This is a genomic window from Thalassotalea sp. SU-HH00458 (assembly GCF_040362795.1).
GTDB lineage: Bacteria > Pseudomonadota > Gammaproteobacteria > Enterobacterales > Alteromonadaceae > Thalassotalea_H > Thalassotalea_H castellviae.
Genome location: NZ_BAABWW010000002.1, coordinates 173324 through 189849, shown reverse-complemented (window position 1 = coordinate 189849; position 16526 = coordinate 173324). Strand labels below are relative to the sequence as shown.

12 protein-coding genes and 1 riboswitch are annotated in these 16526 nt (G+C 38.5%); of the genes, 2 read left to right on the top strand and 10 right to left on the bottom strand.

Features of this window, described 5'->3' with window-relative positions; genetic code table 11:
* Positions 1–143: 143 nt before the first annotated feature.
* Complete coding sequence (gene mgtE / locus ABXH06_RS03795) at positions 144–1505, top strand: magnesium transporter (protein ID WP_311579076.1); 1362 nt, start codon at positions 144–146, stop codon at positions 1503–1505.
* Between the two features lie 60 nt (positions 1506–1565).
* Here the strand turns inward: mgtE and pmbA are convergent, their stop codons facing one another.
* A complete protein-coding gene (pmbA, locus tag ABXH06_RS03790; RefSeq protein ID WP_311580322.1) occupies positions 1566–2891 on the bottom strand; it encodes a metalloprotease PmbA in 1326 nt (441 codons plus the stop codon).
* A 150-nt stretch (positions 2892–3041) separates the two neighbouring features.
* Between pmbA and yjgA the strand changes: the two genes are divergently transcribed.
* Positions 3042–3551: a ribosome biogenesis factor YjgA gene (gene yjgA / locus ABXH06_RS03785; RefSeq protein ID WP_311579072.1), complete on the top strand. Its 510-nt coding sequence runs from the start codon at positions 3042–3044 to the stop codon at positions 3549–3551.
* A 130-nt stretch (positions 3552–3681) separates the two neighbouring features.
* On the opposite strand, the gene ABXH06_RS03780 is transcribed toward yjgA, so the two are convergent.
* From ABXH06_RS03780 to ABXH06_RS03740, 9 genes are all read right to left on the bottom strand, one after another.
* Positions 3682–4239 (bottom strand): PEP-CTERM sorting domain-containing protein, encoded by a 558-nt coding sequence (locus tag ABXH06_RS03780; RefSeq protein WP_353517358.1) that lies wholly within the window; start codon positions 4237–4239, stop codon positions 3682–3684.
* Positions 4240–4316: 77 nt separating this feature from the next.
* Positions 4317–6695, bottom strand: coding sequence for a collagenase (locus ABXH06_RS03775; RefSeq protein ID WP_353517357.1), 2379 nt, complete (start codon positions 6693–6695; stop codon positions 4317–4319).
* A 682-nt stretch (positions 6696–7377) separates the two neighbouring features.
* The gene (locus ABXH06_RS03770; RefSeq protein ID WP_353517356.1) at positions 7378–8778 is read right to left on the bottom strand and encodes a M16 family metallopeptidase; all 1401 of its coding nucleotides are present in this window, start codon (positions 8776–8778) and stop codon (positions 7378–7380) included.
* Between the two features lies 1 nt (position 8779).
* On the bottom strand, positions 8780–10282 hold the full coding sequence (locus ABXH06_RS03765; protein WP_353517355.1) for a M16 family metallopeptidase: 1503 nt from the start codon (positions 10280–10282) through the stop codon (positions 8780–8782).
* A gap of 136 nt (positions 10283–10418) precedes the next feature.
* A complete protein-coding gene (locus ABXH06_RS03760) occupies positions 10419–11567 on the bottom strand; it encodes a succinylglutamate desuccinylase/aspartoacylase family protein (RefSeq protein ID WP_311579056.1) in 1149 nt (382 codons plus the stop codon).
* A gap of 56 nt (positions 11568–11623) precedes the next feature.
* Complete coding sequence (locus ABXH06_RS03755) at positions 11624–12871, bottom strand: PLP-dependent decarboxylase (RefSeq protein WP_353517354.1); 1248 nt, start codon at positions 12869–12871, stop codon at positions 11624–11626.
* 41 nt (positions 12872–12912) lie between these two features.
* A complete protein-coding gene (locus ABXH06_RS03750) occupies positions 12913–13662 on the bottom strand; it encodes a 2,3,4,5-tetrahydropyridine-2,6-dicarboxylate N-succinyltransferase (protein WP_353517353.1) in 750 nt (249 codons plus the stop codon).
* 31 nt (positions 13663–13693) lie between these two features.
* Entirely contained in the window at positions 13694–14638 is a 945-nt protein-coding gene (dapA, locus tag ABXH06_RS03745; RefSeq protein WP_353517352.1) for a 4-hydroxy-tetrahydrodipicolinate synthase, read from the bottom strand.
* Between the two features lie 76 nt (positions 14639–14714).
* Positions 14715–14936, bottom strand: a riboswitch (Lysine riboswitch).
* Positions 14937–15065: 129 nt separating this feature from the next.
* Positions 15066–16346, bottom strand: a complete 1281-nt coding sequence (locus tag ABXH06_RS03740) for a DsbA family protein (RefSeq protein ID WP_353517351.1) — start codon at positions 16344–16346, stop codon at positions 15066–15068.
* Positions 16347–16526: the final 180 nt, after the last annotated feature.

Here is a 16526-nt window from a genome sequence, read left to right as displayed (position 1 = left end):
AGAAAAAAGCTGCTAAAACCAGTCAGTTGAGATAAACTTATAGCAACTGGGCAACCAATAATTATGTTATGTATAACAAATTCTGCCCGCTATAACTCGTAATTAATTACCATTTTCGTTTTTTAACGGCACAGGAAAACTTTATGCCGGAAACTTCAGAACAAGAAGACAACCAACAAAGATTACTGCAAGTGAACAAAGCACTTGGTAGTGGTATGTTTGTCTATGTCCGCAAGCTATTACAAAATATGCCTGCCTACGATCTTGCTTTGATTTTACAATCCTCTCCCAGTAAAAGCCGTACCGTGTTATGGCAACTTATCGATCACGACCATCACGGTGAAGTGCTCGAAGAATTAAACGAAGAAGTTCGAAAAGGCATCTTGAAAAAAATGCGTCCAGAAAAACTCGCAGAAGTTGCTGAGGGTATGGACGTTGATGATCTTGCTGAGGTATTACGAACACTGCCAGATAGTGTTTACCGTGAAGTATTAAGTTCAATGGATTCACAAGACAGAAGTCGTGTTGAAGCGGCGCTTTCTTTTGATGAAGATACCGCTGGCGGTATCATGAATACCGATACTATCACTATACGCCCTGATGTTACTGTTGATGTAGTGTTACGTTATTTACGTCTTAAAGGCGAATTACCAGAAGCGACAGACTCTTTTTATGTCGTTGATAGAAAAGATCACTTTATTGGAGCGGTGTCACTTTCGCATATTGTCACAGCAAAACCAGAAGTCGTGATCTCTAAACTCATTAATGATGAAATTACCGCGCTAAATGCCGATATGCCTGAACGCGAAGTCGCTCAATTGTTTGAGCGTTATGATTGGTTTTCAGCACCGGTTGTTGACGATGAAGGCCGCTTGTTGGGCCGTATCACCATAGATGATGTTGTTGATATTATTCGTGAGGAAGCTGAGCACTCCATGATGAGTATGGCGGGTTTAGACGATGAAGCTGATACATTCGCACCCGTTTTTAAAAGTACTCAACAACGTTCTGTTTGGTTAGGCGTTAACCTAATTACCGCATTATTTGCCGTCGCTGTTTCCAGCATGTTCGAAGATATTCTGGGTCAACTAGCAATCTTAGCTATTTTAAATACTTTAGTCCCTAGCATGGGTGGTGTTGCTGGTAATCAAACCTTAACCTTAGTTATTCGTGGTATGGCGTTAGGTCATATTGGTGAAAGCAACGCTCGCACTTTACTCTATAAAGAACTCGCCGTAGGTTTTCTCAACGGAATTATTTGGGCGTTGTTAATTGCGACAGTCGTTGCAATTTGGAAACAAGATTTTATGCTAGGCTCAGTAATTGCCTTCGCCATGTTAATGAATTTAACCGCTGCGGGTATTGCCGGTGTGACTATTCCACTCTTTCTTAAAAAGCTCGATATAGATCCTGCCCTAGCCGGCAGCGTCATTTTAACAACGGTTACCGATGTGGTAGGTATTTTTGCTTTCTTAGGAACAGCAACCTTATTACTTGGTACATAAGCCGCTGCTGACTCGCAGCGGCCCATAATAAAGCCACGTTAGCATGAATTATCGTAAGTGCTAATTCCCTGCAACTTGCATTTCATCAAGAATAATTGAGCCAGTTTTAATGCTACCCTTTACATCATAATCAGTGCCGACGGCTACTAAGTTTTTAAACATATCAGCTAAATTACCCGCAATTGTTACTTCTGAAACCGGATAAGCAATTTCTCCATTCTCGACCCAAAAGCCTGCAGCTCCACGAGAATAATCACCATTAACAATATTGACTCCCTGCCCCATTAATTCAGTTACTAAGAGTCCTGTTCCTAAAGTTTTTAGCATTTGATTAAAGTCACCACCGTTTGCGGACACTTGCCAATTATGAATACCGCCTGCATGTCCCGTGGTTGTCATACCAAGTTTTCTTGCCGAATAACTCGTTAATAAATAAGTTTCTAAAGCCCCCGCTTTAATGATATCTCTATCAATAGTAGCGACTCCTTCACTATCAAACGCACTACTAGCTAACGCCTTTTTAAGGTGTGGACGCTCTTGAATATGTAAAAAGTCAGGAAAAATCGGTTGCCCTAATGCGTCAAGCAAAAATGACGATTTACGATATAAGTTGCCACCACTGATCGCAGCAATAAAATGACCAAAAAACGTATTGGCAATATCGGCACGAAACATAACAGGTACTTTGCCCGTTTTCAGTTTTTGAGCGTGTAACCGAGATAACGCTTCTGATGATGCTTCTTGACCCACTTGTTGAGGAGCCGTTAATAAATTAAAGTCACGATTTACCGTATAGGCATAATCACGTTGCATATCATCATCTTCAGTGGCGATCATCACGCAACTTAAACTATGTCGAGAACTCGGGTAACCAACTAATTGTCCATGACTATTTCCATAGACTTTAAATCCTTCAAAACAAGCTAGCGTAGCGCCATCTGAATTAGTAATACGTTTATCAAAAGCTAAAGCAGTATCTTCACATTCTTTGGCAATAGCTATCGCGTCATCCGTTGATAAAACTTTTTCATGATGTAAGTCTAAATCTTCTGGTTTCATCGCCAGCAATGCTTTATCGGCTAAGCCTGAGCAATCATCCACAGAAGTATATTTTGCGATATTGACTGCGGCTTGTACTGCTTGTTTCAAAGCATTTTCAGAAAGATCTGCAGTAGAGGCACTGCCTTTTCGTCCCTGTTGGTAAACTGTAATTCCCAAAGCGCCATCATTGGTAAATTCTACCGTTTCAACATCACCTAATCGAGTACTCACACTTAAGCCTTGTTGACGGCTCATTGCTACTTCAGCGCCATCTGCGCCTAAAGATTTAGCTAACGCTAAAGCATCTGCAACTCGACTTTCAACTTGTTCCATTTGTGTGATGATGTTATTTGATTCTGACATTACAATGATTATCTCGTTAATTACTTTGTTGATTAATTACCCACAGTTATTTCTGAAGGTAATTTCGGTGTGGAGCCCATCATACAGTTTGTTGTATAATAGTCACATCAATCGTTAAATTGCCCTATTATTATGCCCGACTCTGCTGCTGAATTCGATGAAGAATTAAAAAGTAAATCAGAAATAAAACGTGAAATGCATCAAATGCAAGATTTTGCCCTAAAGTTGGTGAAGCTTTCTAAACATCAACGCAGCAAAATACCTTTTACAGAAGAATTTAAGCAAGAGCTTATTTTAGCTGATAAAATTCAAAACAAACATGAAGCCCTGCGCCGTCATGTTCGTCATATGGCGAAAGTATTGTGTGAAATGGATTTAGAGCCTATCAACCAAGCATTAGATGTTATGGCAAATAAACATCAACAAGAAACCGCTAAATTTGTACATTTAGAAAGCCTACGCGATCAGCTGATGGATGGAGATAACAGCTTTATTGAAGAGACATTAAACCAGCACGAAACGATGGAACGTCAAAAACTTCGCCAATTAATCAGACAAGCCGCCAAAGAGAAAAAACTCGAAAAACCAGGCAAAGGTTTCCGCGATTTATTTACTTATTTAAAAGAGCATATTACGTTTTAATTTCTGCTCACCGACCTTATTTAAACAAAGCAGTATTAACATACTGCTTTGTTTGTATTCACGTAATTAGTTATTTTCTCTTAATAATTGTTTGCTTTTTTAAACCTGAGAAAATATCCAAAATTGTTAATTAACCTTCTTGTCGTCGCGTTAAGAAAACTAAAGCGGCAGCCAATAAGACTATCGACATAGGCTCAGGTACCTGTGAAACATTAAAGCTTACTGCCTGGCCAGCAAATGATTCAAGTTGTGAATTATCTAAACTTACCACTTCTAAACCTTGTAAATAACTTACCGTTTGTAGACCTGAAGATAACGCATTAAAAGTAAAGCTTGCTAGCACAAAACTCGTACCTTGATTCGCAACTAAAGTAAGTTCATCGGCAAAAAAATCGGCAAAATCTTCTAAATATAAAGTGCCTGCAACGCTATCATCCGCAGCAAAATAACTTCCCAATCCATCATCAAAACCATTACCAAATGACCAGCCAGTTAATGCAAGTTGGCTAGGATCAAAATTAATAGTACCGGCGAAACCGCCTAATGAATAAGATAAGTCACTCGCCACCAACTGACCTGTCATACTGTCGTTGTTATTATATTCTGTTTGATCAAATTTTAATGCAATGATAGTTGCTTGGCTGTTTACGCTAAACATTAACACAATAATAAGTAGTATTTTTTTCATGTTTATATCCTGTAACTTTTTATAAGGGGTTGCTTTTTCGTTGTTTGAATTTAAGCAAGAAAAAGCAACCAAGTAACTTATGGCGCTATAGCACAACGTGCAAGATCACATAATGCCATCATGGGTCTAACGTCACGACGGTCGACCATGCCATCTTTATTAAAATCATAATCAAGTGACAAATTGGCTTGCTCTCTTAACCACAGTTTAAATAAATTAATATCGCGAATATCCACTGCCCCGTTCTCATCAAGATCAGCAGGTTTTGTCGTTTGTCCTTGACAAACACCTTCGCCAGCCACCAAACAAACTAACCATTGAGAAAACTGTTCATCAAACGATGTTCCCCAAGTATTTAATATTTCTTGATAAGGGGTAAATGCAGGCACTTCACTGATCTCAGGTTGAGGTTGACCACAAGTCCAAACCCAGTCACCGGTAGACCATTCACTATCATCATAGGCCCAGGACCAATTGTTGCTAACCGCTTCAGTTTTAAGTTTCCATCCCCAGTCGAATTGACATTCACCATTTGGGATCACTCGTTTTGGTGCGCGAAGGCTTGGCAGTAGTACATTATCTATTTCTGAGGTTTGCTGTTCTAACATAAAGCGAGTAGCTAGGTACCCCCAGTAGTAAGTTCTAGTTGTATCACTGTTTTCATAGGTTGTTTGAAAAAGTTCGCTCAAGTTATAAGTTGCTTGTGGTGCTACTGCCAAAGCATTCGGGTTGTTATCAGGCTGAGATAAATACTCGGCTAAACCTTCTCCCCACCATACGGAATTGGCAGCTTGTTCGCTAAAGTTACCCCATTTATTAAATCGACCATCAAGGTAGTGCACATATTCATGCTCTAAATTCCAAACGGCAAACTCTGATAACCAAGTTGCTTGATGCGCAATAAAACGTGCTTGGTTATTTTCCACCCATGGATCACCTTCTAAGTACATACCGCCGTTATTGGTATTGATCCCGAAAAAATTGCCGGCAAAATTGTCATAATCATTATATGAGCTGAATATGACTACTTCGAGATCGGTATTATAATCGTCCTCAACAGGGGTCTGTGCAGTCGTGTTAAATAATTGATGAAACTCTTGTTCTTGTTCGCTTAATGTTTGACAAATATCAACAAGATTATCATTGGCAATCGGTGGTTGGAACCGTAGTTTTAACGTTGAACTACAGACATGATTTCCTGATAACACAGTGGCTTGAAGGTCAAAGTCACATGCATCACCATACAAGGCGCAATTTTCACTATCATAAAATGTTACGGCAGATTGCGCTTTTAACCAGCCTGAACTCCCCGTTCCTTGATAACTATAATTCGCTAATACCGCTTGAATACTTGGACGAACCGTTGCTGCAATTGAGCCACCAAATCGTAAAAATCGCGCCAACTCATTCACACTATCGCCCCATTGATATTCACGTGTGTGACCAATGAGCCAAGTTCCTTCCACATCGACAAATGCTTGCAGGTTTGACAAGATGCTAGGGGTATTGATAACCGCTTGTTCAAGTTCGGCAGTTTTATTTTCCGAGGCATTAAATAAATGGGTTAATAATTGCGTAAAACCATTTTCTTCATAATACACGCCCCAATTGTCATCTCGGTTGACTGTTTTAGCATAACCAAGCACTGCATCGGTTATTCTGGCTATATACGGCATACTATTGGTGCCAGAGCTACTTAATAAAATAAGTAATTCATAACGCACCATAAAATCTCGCGTAACATCACCATTAAAGGTCACGAAATGCTCAGCCGAGAAATATTGTTCAAAGACTTGCTCAAGGGCTGATTGATAACCAGCAGGCATTACGCGATTATTGCCCCATTCAGCCCAATGCATTGCTCGTAAATAAATCACCAGCTTTTCAAGTTCAGCGGCACTGTTGACATTGGTACCTGTGTAATCCACTAAATGACTATTAATTGCAGTTACAATGGTTAAAACACTTTGATCAGAAAAAACATTCGTGCCTACAAGCGAAGTATCAAATAATCCATATAGACAAGAGGTTAGTTCTCCTGCTTTCACTGCAGTTACTAAATCGTTACCACTAAGGCCTTGCAATTGTGCAGGTGAAGTACAGCTTTCAGGTGCCATTGATGTACTTTTTGCAATGACATTAGCGTTTTCACTTGGTTTTTCTGAGAGTGATTGCTTGTGTTTGACATCAACCAGACTGGCTTTTTTGACCTTGTATAAGTCATCAATTTCGCGATTATTTTGTAAAAACTGTTGGAATTGATGGGGTGACATTTGCCTTGGTGGATTAAAACTTTGGTTACTTTTATTTTTTACATGCTGAGCATGTTGAGTATTGATTACTTGAGCCGTTGCTTTACTCGGCATCGTTGGTATTTGCTCGGCATTTGCAATGGAACTGACCAGAGTCATTCCAAGCAATACGCCGGCATATAACGGATTGTTTTCTATTTTCACGACATTACCCTCGGGGTTTTATTATTATTAATTTGCTTAAAAAGCAACCGAAAGTATATTGTATAAAGTATATTAATCAACAATAAATTAACATTTGAACAACAATTTTGAATAATTAATGAGTGATTTTTACGAGAAGAAAGCCGATCTTTTCAGCAAAAGTTCTTGATAAAAAGAAAATAATGATTGAAAGATAACCAAAACATCGCTTGAGAAAAGTGTAAATTTTTACTCTCTTGAAGTGGAATTACACAGAATTAAACATGATTGTGACAAAAATCGATTAATTTTTTGTCGACTGTCAATAGGGAAGGTAAATAAAGACTCTAGGTTTTATTCATCCCAAGGAAGGTTCATCGACAATTGAATATCGACCATGATAAGCGCTAATTTTCTATTAAACGTTGTGGATACTTAATTTCAGAAAACATTCATGCTTAATGCAATCACATTAATTGAAGAAGCCTTAACAAAAACGGATCCAAGCATCACAACATTCGCGCGCAGATTAGCCATTGACGCGCTTATACTAAGCTCAACCAGTATCGTCTCCGTCAGGCTGAAACATTAAACGTTGAACTAACTTCACCCAAAATCAGCTTATTAAGATGTACTAAGCCAAACGAAACATTCGCTTGATAATATATAAATTTACTATCAAGCGTATGTTCAACCCTATACTTTACCAATAAGCTTCGAGTGATTTAACCGCTTTAAGTTGTGGTGTTAATTGCGCTTTATCACCAACAACCACTAACGTCATTTTTTCAGGCGTTAAGTATTTACTGGCCATTTCACTGATCTCCTTTGGTGTTACGTTATAAACATTAGCAACGTAATCCTTTAGGTAAGTATCACTTAATTGGTGAAGCTCAATAAATGAAAGTTGATTGATTACGGCAGCTCGAGACGAGTTTCTTAAGACAAAAATACCCGCCATATAATTTTTAATACCATCAAGCTCTTCTTTAGACGGCGGTGTTTTGGCAAGCAAATTAATTTCATTAAAAACTTCAGTTAATGCTGCTCCCGTAGACTCTAATGTGATGTCTGCAGATTGAAACCAGACCCCTGAATTCACACGATTGACAACAGTAGAGTATGGCGAATAGGTATAGCCTTTATCTTCACGAATATTACTAGTAATTCGACTAGAAAATGCGCCACCTAAAAGCGTATTCATCATACTCATCGCCAAGGCATCTGGGTGATCTGGAGCAATCGCGGCTAAACCTAAACGAATGGTCGATTGAGGTGAATTTTCTCGCTCAAGCATAATTAATTTAGGTCCTGTTTGGCTAATCACCGACATTGATTTTTTAGCTTGACCTTTCTGCCAGCTAGAAAAAGCGCTCGCGATTTTTTCACTTAAGCTCGCTTGTTCAAAGACGCCAGAAATATATAAATGACTACGCCCTGCCACCAAATTTTTCGCTAAATATTGGCTAATATCATCGCCTGAAATACCTGATAAACTTTCCTCTGAAGGGTAAAGCTCACCATAAGGATGATTGGCATAAATCGCTTTATAAAAAGCTTGCGATGCAATATTACCAGGTTGGGATAACTGTACTTTGAGTTGACGAGTACGATCAGTTTTAATACGCGTTAAATCACTACTTGCTAACGCTGGGTTTAATACCATATCAGCGAGTACATCAATGGCATCAGTTGAAAATTCACTTAATACATCAACGCCAAGCCAACTTGAATCCATCGCGACTGATGAATTGATTTGTCCCCCCATGCTAGCAATATTTTCTGCAATTTCTTTAGCCGATTGAGTCTTAGTACCTTGTCTTAACATTTCGTAGCTTAAATCAGCCAACCAAGGTTGGTTGCCATCATCGATATTTCCAGTGTTGGTGATCAGCCGTATTGTCGCTTTAGGGGTAGTGCCATAAGGAATAAAAGTCACTTTCAAACCGTTATCTAACTGCATCGTCGACGTTTTTGGCACTTGAAAGTTGCTTGGCTTACTGCCTACTGGTGGCTGTTCTTTCGCATAAAGTGAAGCAATTAAACTAAACGATAAAATACTGGCAACTGCCAACAAGTTGAATGATTTTTTAATTAAAGACATTTTATTCTCCTTCACTTGTTTGGCTGACTGAATCAGTATTGGATGCTTTTTTATCAGGATCTTCACCCGGAGTAACCGTTAATATTGTCCGATTAGTATTGCGTAAATATTCCTTAGCAGTACTCATAATTAATTCTGGTGTTACTTCTTTAAAAGAAGTTTCTAAAGCATTTATTTTTGCTGGGTCATTATCGAATAGCGCAAAACTTGCTAATAAATCCGCTTTACCAAAACCATAAAACTGATCTAATGAGTCAAACAAACGCGAACGAATTTTAACAATCGCTCTAGACATTTCTTCTTCCGTTAAAGGTTGCTCTTCTAAACGAGTAATAACTGAATCAATCGCTGCGCTTATCTGTGCTTGGCTAACATTTTCGTCATGCGTAAACGAACTCATCCACAACATGGGGCCGTTATAATTAAACATATTCCCTAATAAATAATTGATACCGCCGCCAATCTGACCAGTAATTTGCTTATTTTTTACTAGCTCTTGATACAGCAAGCTATCTTCACCTTGCACCAAAATTTGATCAATAATTCCCATCGCATAATACTCTGGGGTATTGCGTTCAGGCATTTTATAAGCAAATGCATAAGCTGGTTTCGGCGCTAATTTATCAAACTTATTAAACTTTAATTCTTTTTCTTGACGTAGTTCCGTTAAATCAGGTGCCGGTGGTAATTCACTTGCAGGCAACTTAGCAAAATACTTTTCAACCATAGCTTTTGCTTCAACTATATTGATATCACCCACTACCACTAATGCTGCATTGTTAGGTGCATAATAAAGGTTAAAAAAATCATCAACGTCTTTTAAACTTGCGGCATCTAAATCCTCCAAATCACCATAAAAGTTATGGGCGTTGAACCAATTAGAATAAGCATATTGAGGCATATCTAACCAAGGAAAGCCGCCATAGGGCTGGTTAAGTACATTCACTTTTACTTCATTTTTAACGACGCCTTGTTGGTTGGTTAAATTTTCTTGCGTAATGGCTAAGCCTTTCATTCGATCAGCTTCAGCCCATAAAAAGGTTTCTAATTTATGAGACGGTACTATTTCAAAGTAATTAGTGTAGTCAAATCTGGTCGAGCCATTTAGTACGCCGCCATTAGCATTCACTAACTTAATGAATTCCATCTTGCCAAGGTTTTCTGAGCCCTGAAACATCATATGTTCAAATAGATGGGCAAAACCGGTGCGGTCTCTTGGTTCATTTCGAAAACCAATATTATAATAAACGGCCACTGTCACCGTGGGAGCAGTATCATCAGGAGATAATACGACTTTCAAGCCGTTATCTAAGGTGAAATATTCTATTGGGACATTGAAACTTGCTACGGTAGGACTTTCGTTTGATTTGTCAGCTATTTTTTCAAGCAACGTTTGTTGTGACGGCGCAGCTGATTCGCTTTCTTTGACTTGTTCTGGTTGGCTACATCCCGCGAGTAATAACGAAAATAAGCCACCATAAAACAATGCTTTTTTATGTTCCATAACCTTTCCCTTGTATTTTTTTTATACAGATTGCCCTTAATAACAGCAACCGTCAATAACTAAGCTATATTTTGAAAAGGTTTTGTAAGATAGATAAAATAAAAGAGATTTAACAGCGTTACATTGGCGACTGTTTTTACTCTTCTAAAATAAAAAACTCCGTAAAGACTTTATATAATTCAGTGCCTTGATTTACGCTTGCCGAAGCAAAATGCAGGATAGGGATCACCTCATGATCTAAAGAGACATAATGCAGCGGATCAGCATCGCCTTTTTCTTCAAAGTGATAATTATCCATTCGCAAAATCCGCGCTAGTGGTTCGCCCGCTTTGAGAGGCTTGCCAAACTCCGCCAAATAATCAACCATGCCACCCATAGGGGAATAAAACGCTTTATAGTCTTTTAAATAACAAGCGAAACGGGTCATTTTTTTGGGCTGATACGCGCTTGTATCGATGACTCCTTTGTATTGCAAATAACTTAATATACTTTTGGCATCTTCAAGCGCAACATCAAGATCAATTTGCTCTTGAGAGCCCAATTCAACAGTAAAGCTTTCTTTGTTTAAGGTATTTGAGCTAATAGAAAATTTGATCCCTAATTCTGCAAACGCTTCTTCTAACTTCCACCATGGACAAAAAGTCGCTTCATCTAAAGCCCCGTCAAACGCGTTAGGGATCAATAAGGTATGTGGAATATCGAAATATTTTGCGCTTTCTACTGCATACTCAGGACAATATAAATGCTTACTTGAAATAGGCCCAGTATGAAGGTCTAACACTAAATCAGCCTGATGAGCTAAACGTTGTAATTGATAAGCAATACGTTGTCCGGTGGTTAAGCCAAAAATATTATGATCGAGTTTTTGTTCAATACTATCGATCATTAATGCCTTAAAATTTGCCTCAATGGTCTTGTCATCTTTACCTATACTATCGCGCACGAAAGGTTTAATGATACTTTCGTCAAAATGATACATACGATTCCAATTTACCCCAGTAATAGGATCGAACCGACCTAAGGTATATTCACCATTTTTATGGTTACAACCGACAGGATTAGCATAAGGAACTAAGGTAATATCACCTTTAATTTGTGTATTTCGAAGTAATTCAAGTAATTGAAATATTACCGCATTGCCTTGTACTTCAGCGCCATGCATATTTGCTTGAATATATACACTCGGCGCATCACTTTGACCTTTTAAGCGATATACCGGTACCGTTAATGCGGCACCACTGGCCATCTCACCAACATGCATGACTTCTTTAGAAAATTGTGTCATTTTACTTCTCAATTATTATTTGGTTATGCTAAATCTTATTGTTCGTTATTATCGTTTTATCTTAAATACCAATCAGCTGATTCTGCAGCTCGTACTTCGGTTAGCTCCCCTTGGCTATAGGTATATTCAGCAGCAATTTGATGACAAAGAAAAAATGGCATACTTTCAGTAAAACCATAAGCCCCGGCATAACCAAAAATTAGCTGATCGCCCACCTGCACGTCATTAGGCAGTGGTAGATGGCCTAATTTATCCATACTGGTACACAACGGGCCATGAATATCAAAATATTGCACATCCGCAGAAGAGTCACGTAATAAGCTTACCGGAAAAGGTTGATCGGTAATCGCAGGTCGTAAAAGGTGATTTATGCCAGCAGAAAGGACTAATTGCTCTTGCTGGTAATTCAGTTTTCGATCAACCACAGGCGCGACATAATAACCACATTCGGCAACAGCAAAACGCCCTAATTCTAACCAAAGCTCTGCTACATTGGCTTGTGCTTTGATATTCGCTAAATCTGTTAATATCTTTTGCCAAGATAGTTTTTGCCCTTGCTCAAGATAATCGATACCTAAGCCGCCACCTAAATCGAGAATATTAAGTGACATGCCAATATCGTTTGCCAAGTCAACTAAAGGCTCTACCATTTGTTGCCATAATGAGTACATTTTTTCATTACTGAGCATATTGCCCCACTGAAAAATATGTAATCCGCAGAGATCTAATTGATTAAAGTCATCTACATGAATATTTTGCCACTCTGCAACTGACAAACCGAAAGGCGTTAAACTATTACCACCTAATGGATTTTTTTCACCATCAGGCCATTGTAATTGTACTCTTAATAACACTTGCGGTTTGACTTTCTGCTCACTGGCCACTTCATTTAGCCAATTAAGTTGATTCACACTTTCAACAACAAAAGTATTAACCCCTTGTTCGATAAAACGAGCTAACTGTTTTTTCGATTTGGCAGGACCAGTATTTAAAATTCTATCGCTACTGATCCCCTGTTTAAGTACTTGATGCAACTCTCCAGTACTCGCTACATCAAAATTAAACCCCGCACCATCGAGTGTTTGAATAATGCTGGATAACGGATTCGCTTTCACTGCAAACCAAAGTTTGATGACATCTTGCTGTTGTAAATGTGCTAAATGCGCTTTTAAGGCATCAAGATGATAAACAAAGTAAGCTTGCTCATGCTCATTTTTCGTTTGATGTGCAAGTAGGCTAGGTTGAAATTGTTTATCGGCTTTAAATTGCTCAAGCCACACTGGGAGATTAGTATATGCACTCATATTTTCACTCAAGGGATTGTTTTATCATTGATTGTTTGCGTTTAACGCAATAAAGATTCTAATTCTAGTGATGCGTTACTCTTTTCATCGCGATATTTTACGATTAACGCACATGCCATATTCAACCCTTGAGACTGAGCCCACTCACCTTTCACAGGACGTGTGCCTGGCACAACAATCGCTCGTTCAGGTATATCAGCGCCTTTTTCTAACATCACTTGATTGACACAATCATAAACAGGTACTGACGCTGATAAAGAAACTCCCGGCGCTAAAACCGCGCCTTTCTTAACAACAATACCTTCAACAATAACAACCCCTGCACTTAAAAAAGCATCATCTTCAATTATCACGGGGCTAGCGCCTACAGGCTCTAAAACACCACCGATTTGCACGGCAGCTGATACATGAACATTCTTACCGATTTGGGCACATGAACCAATTAATGCATGACTATCTACCATAGTGCCAGAGTCAACAAACGCACCTACGTTAATATAAGCGGGTGGCATAATTATGACTCGTGGAGCTACATAAGCCCCACGACGAACAGATGAACCACCGGGTACTAATCGCACCCCGTTTTCAACGGTAAATTCACGGGCTGGTAAATTATTTTTATCAACAAAGCCTTGGTATATTCCTGAAAATTCGGTATTTTCTCCAGCTTTAAATGCCGCTAAAATCGCTTCTTTGGCAGCAATATTCGCTTGCCAATTACCTTGTTCATCTTGATTCGCGGCACGTATCGTACCTGCCTCTAACTCAGCTAATGTGTCTTGCCAATTCATTACTACTTAACTCCAATGATTTGTTTTAAATTTACGATTGGCTTTGCTCAAGCCATTGATTTATTTCGATATCTATTGCCATTAAAGACTTTAACGCAAACGGATTATCGGTGATTTCTAACGCGGTGAGAGGGGCACGTAAAGTTGGGTAATTCAACCTATTCGTGAGATGCATTAATACTTTAACCGGAATAGGACTAGCGACTTGAAATAAAACCTCCACTGCTTTATCCCAAATGGGAAATAATGTTTGATGCTGACCCGCTAATGCCATATTTACATAACGATGCGTAGCTTGTGGCCATACATTTGCAGCTACTGAAACCAGACCTTTTACACCAGCTTCAAGCAAGTGTGCAACCATGGCATCTTCACCGCTATATATGTCAAGTTCAGGACATTGTTGAGCATATGATTTAAAGGTATCCATATCACCGCTTGCTTCTTTCATGGCCCAACAGTTTTTATGGCTTTGAATATTTTTCATCACAGCTAGCGGAATATTAATGCCACTTCGTGATGGAATGTTATAAATCATGCACGGGTGTTCAGATTGCTCTAAAAGCTCACTAAACCAATGAGTTAAACCTACTTCTCCTGGTTTTGTGTAAATAGGGCAAGTTAATAAGTAAGCAGAGATTTCGAGATCATTACACTGGGATATCCACGCTAATTGATTAGGTAGATTATAACCGCCTACTGACACCATTAGGGGAACAGTTAATGATAAAGCACTTACACATTTAACCACCGATAATTGCTCTGTAGGGGTTAAGGCTAAGCCTTCCCCTGTACTGCCGAGTAAAGCAATACCATTTCCTGCATTAGCTTGCTCTATGGCGAGTTTTTCTAACGTAACAAAATCAACGTCTCCATTGAGCAACATTGGTGTCACTAATGCTGTCCACAGACGCGTTTGTGCAACCGTTTGAATTTGTTGGGATTGGTTTTTAGTAGCGCTATTCGTTTGATTCATTTCTCTCGAACTCAACTTGTTCGGAGAACTTTAAGGCGTTTGCATAGCCTCAACTTGTGATGAAGAGAGGCTTACAAAGGCCAGAAGCTCTCCACCAGTATTAACATTAAATATTTTAGAAAACTTAAGGTCTAAAACACATAATAAATAGGTGACAATTGTTAGGATTCAACCTAAACAACCGACAAATACATCATCAAAATATGTAATTATCTCGGCGTTAATCTCCATTACTATCAATCACTAGAGTTTGATCTCTTCATGATAACTACCTAGTTAACGCTCCTCTTCTGGCCCTTTTGGGATAACTTGTCCTTCGATGTTTACATGACAAGTTAACTTAAATAAGGGACGCCACTATTAGAACATTTATTCTAAAGCGAAGCAATAGCCGTCTAGCCATCAAAAATCTTATCTCGTATCAGAGTTAATCGTTAATTTTCTCAGGGTTTCGGTTTTGCATGGCAATTTCAATAGGAACAAGACGATCTTGCCCCCAACAAATTATTTCTTGATATTTAAAACACGGAACGCCCCAAAAGCCCAATGTTTCTAATTCAGTTTGGTTAACGTCTGACCATTGTTGCCAATCATGTTGCTGTGCGTATTCTTTGGCTTTGTGATAATCAAGGTTTATTGATTGACAGATCAGTTTCATTACTTGATGTTGTGAAAGATCATAGTTATTTACATAGATAGCTTCAAAAGCCGCGCTTATAAATGCGACAGCTTTCCCGGTAAATTCGGCATAACTGAAAATTTCATAACAATTAACAATGCCTTGTACAAGTGGATCATTGAAGGTTTTAAAAGGGATATTCGCTAAGTTAGCTTCTCGATGAGCATCAAAATAGATATAGCGTGACTTGTTAATGGGCATTTCCAATCCTCGCATTAACATAGGTAAAACCGGCTTAATTATCAGTCTCGTATTATATTTTTGCGCCAATTTTTTAACTTTTTCAAAGCCGATATATGAATAAGGACTGCGTAAAGAAACAAAAACCTCACAAGTGTTTTCATTAGATAAACGCTCACTATCGGTATTATCGCTTTCATCCTGACTGGCTTGGTTATCGGTTAACAAATTAGCAGTATATTTATTAATTTTATCTGTATGAATCAAGCCCAGAGCAATCAGTTTTCTTTCTAAATGAAGTAATCGGTCGATCCCTAAATACCAATCTCCTGCAAAAAATAGCGTTGCCGGTAAATAATGACCTTTATTATTCAGTCTCTGCTGATTTTTGATTTGAAAATTAATCAAAGGAGTGGAAGGATTATAGTAAAAATCAAATTCGTCAAACCAAGTTTGTTCAAATATTTTCATGGCTTGCGTGACATTTTTTTCTTGCAACTGCCAAAGTTGTTGGCCAGTGACTAAAGCTTTAGCAGAAGGATAACCTGCAATGGCTTTAAGCCCATATTGTTGAGCAATATAATTAGCATCTTGTAGCGCCCATGCTCGCCTTAGCTTAGGATCAATTGAGATACTTGGTACCGCTTCATATATAAGAAATAGTTTTAATTTAATGTTAAACCGCTGTTCCAAATCATGTAAAACTTGCACCAGCATAAAACTGTGGGGGTCGTTAAGTGCTAAATAAACTTCAACACTCGGCTTATCAGCAAATATATTCGGCCAATGCAAATACTTAAGCGTTAATATATGCGCTCTGGTTTTACTTCTCAGCCATGCTGCTTTCATTTTTGAAAATAATTTAGCGGTAATGGTAATGCCCTTATTTTAACGTCCATATTAAACATTCAAACCGTGATATTAGTCTTGGTGAATGATTGGTGAATTCGATAACTTATTGTAGAATAGCGCCATCAAATAACGTAAATGAATCATAGGCTACTTATCTTGCTTTGTAAGCTTATAAAT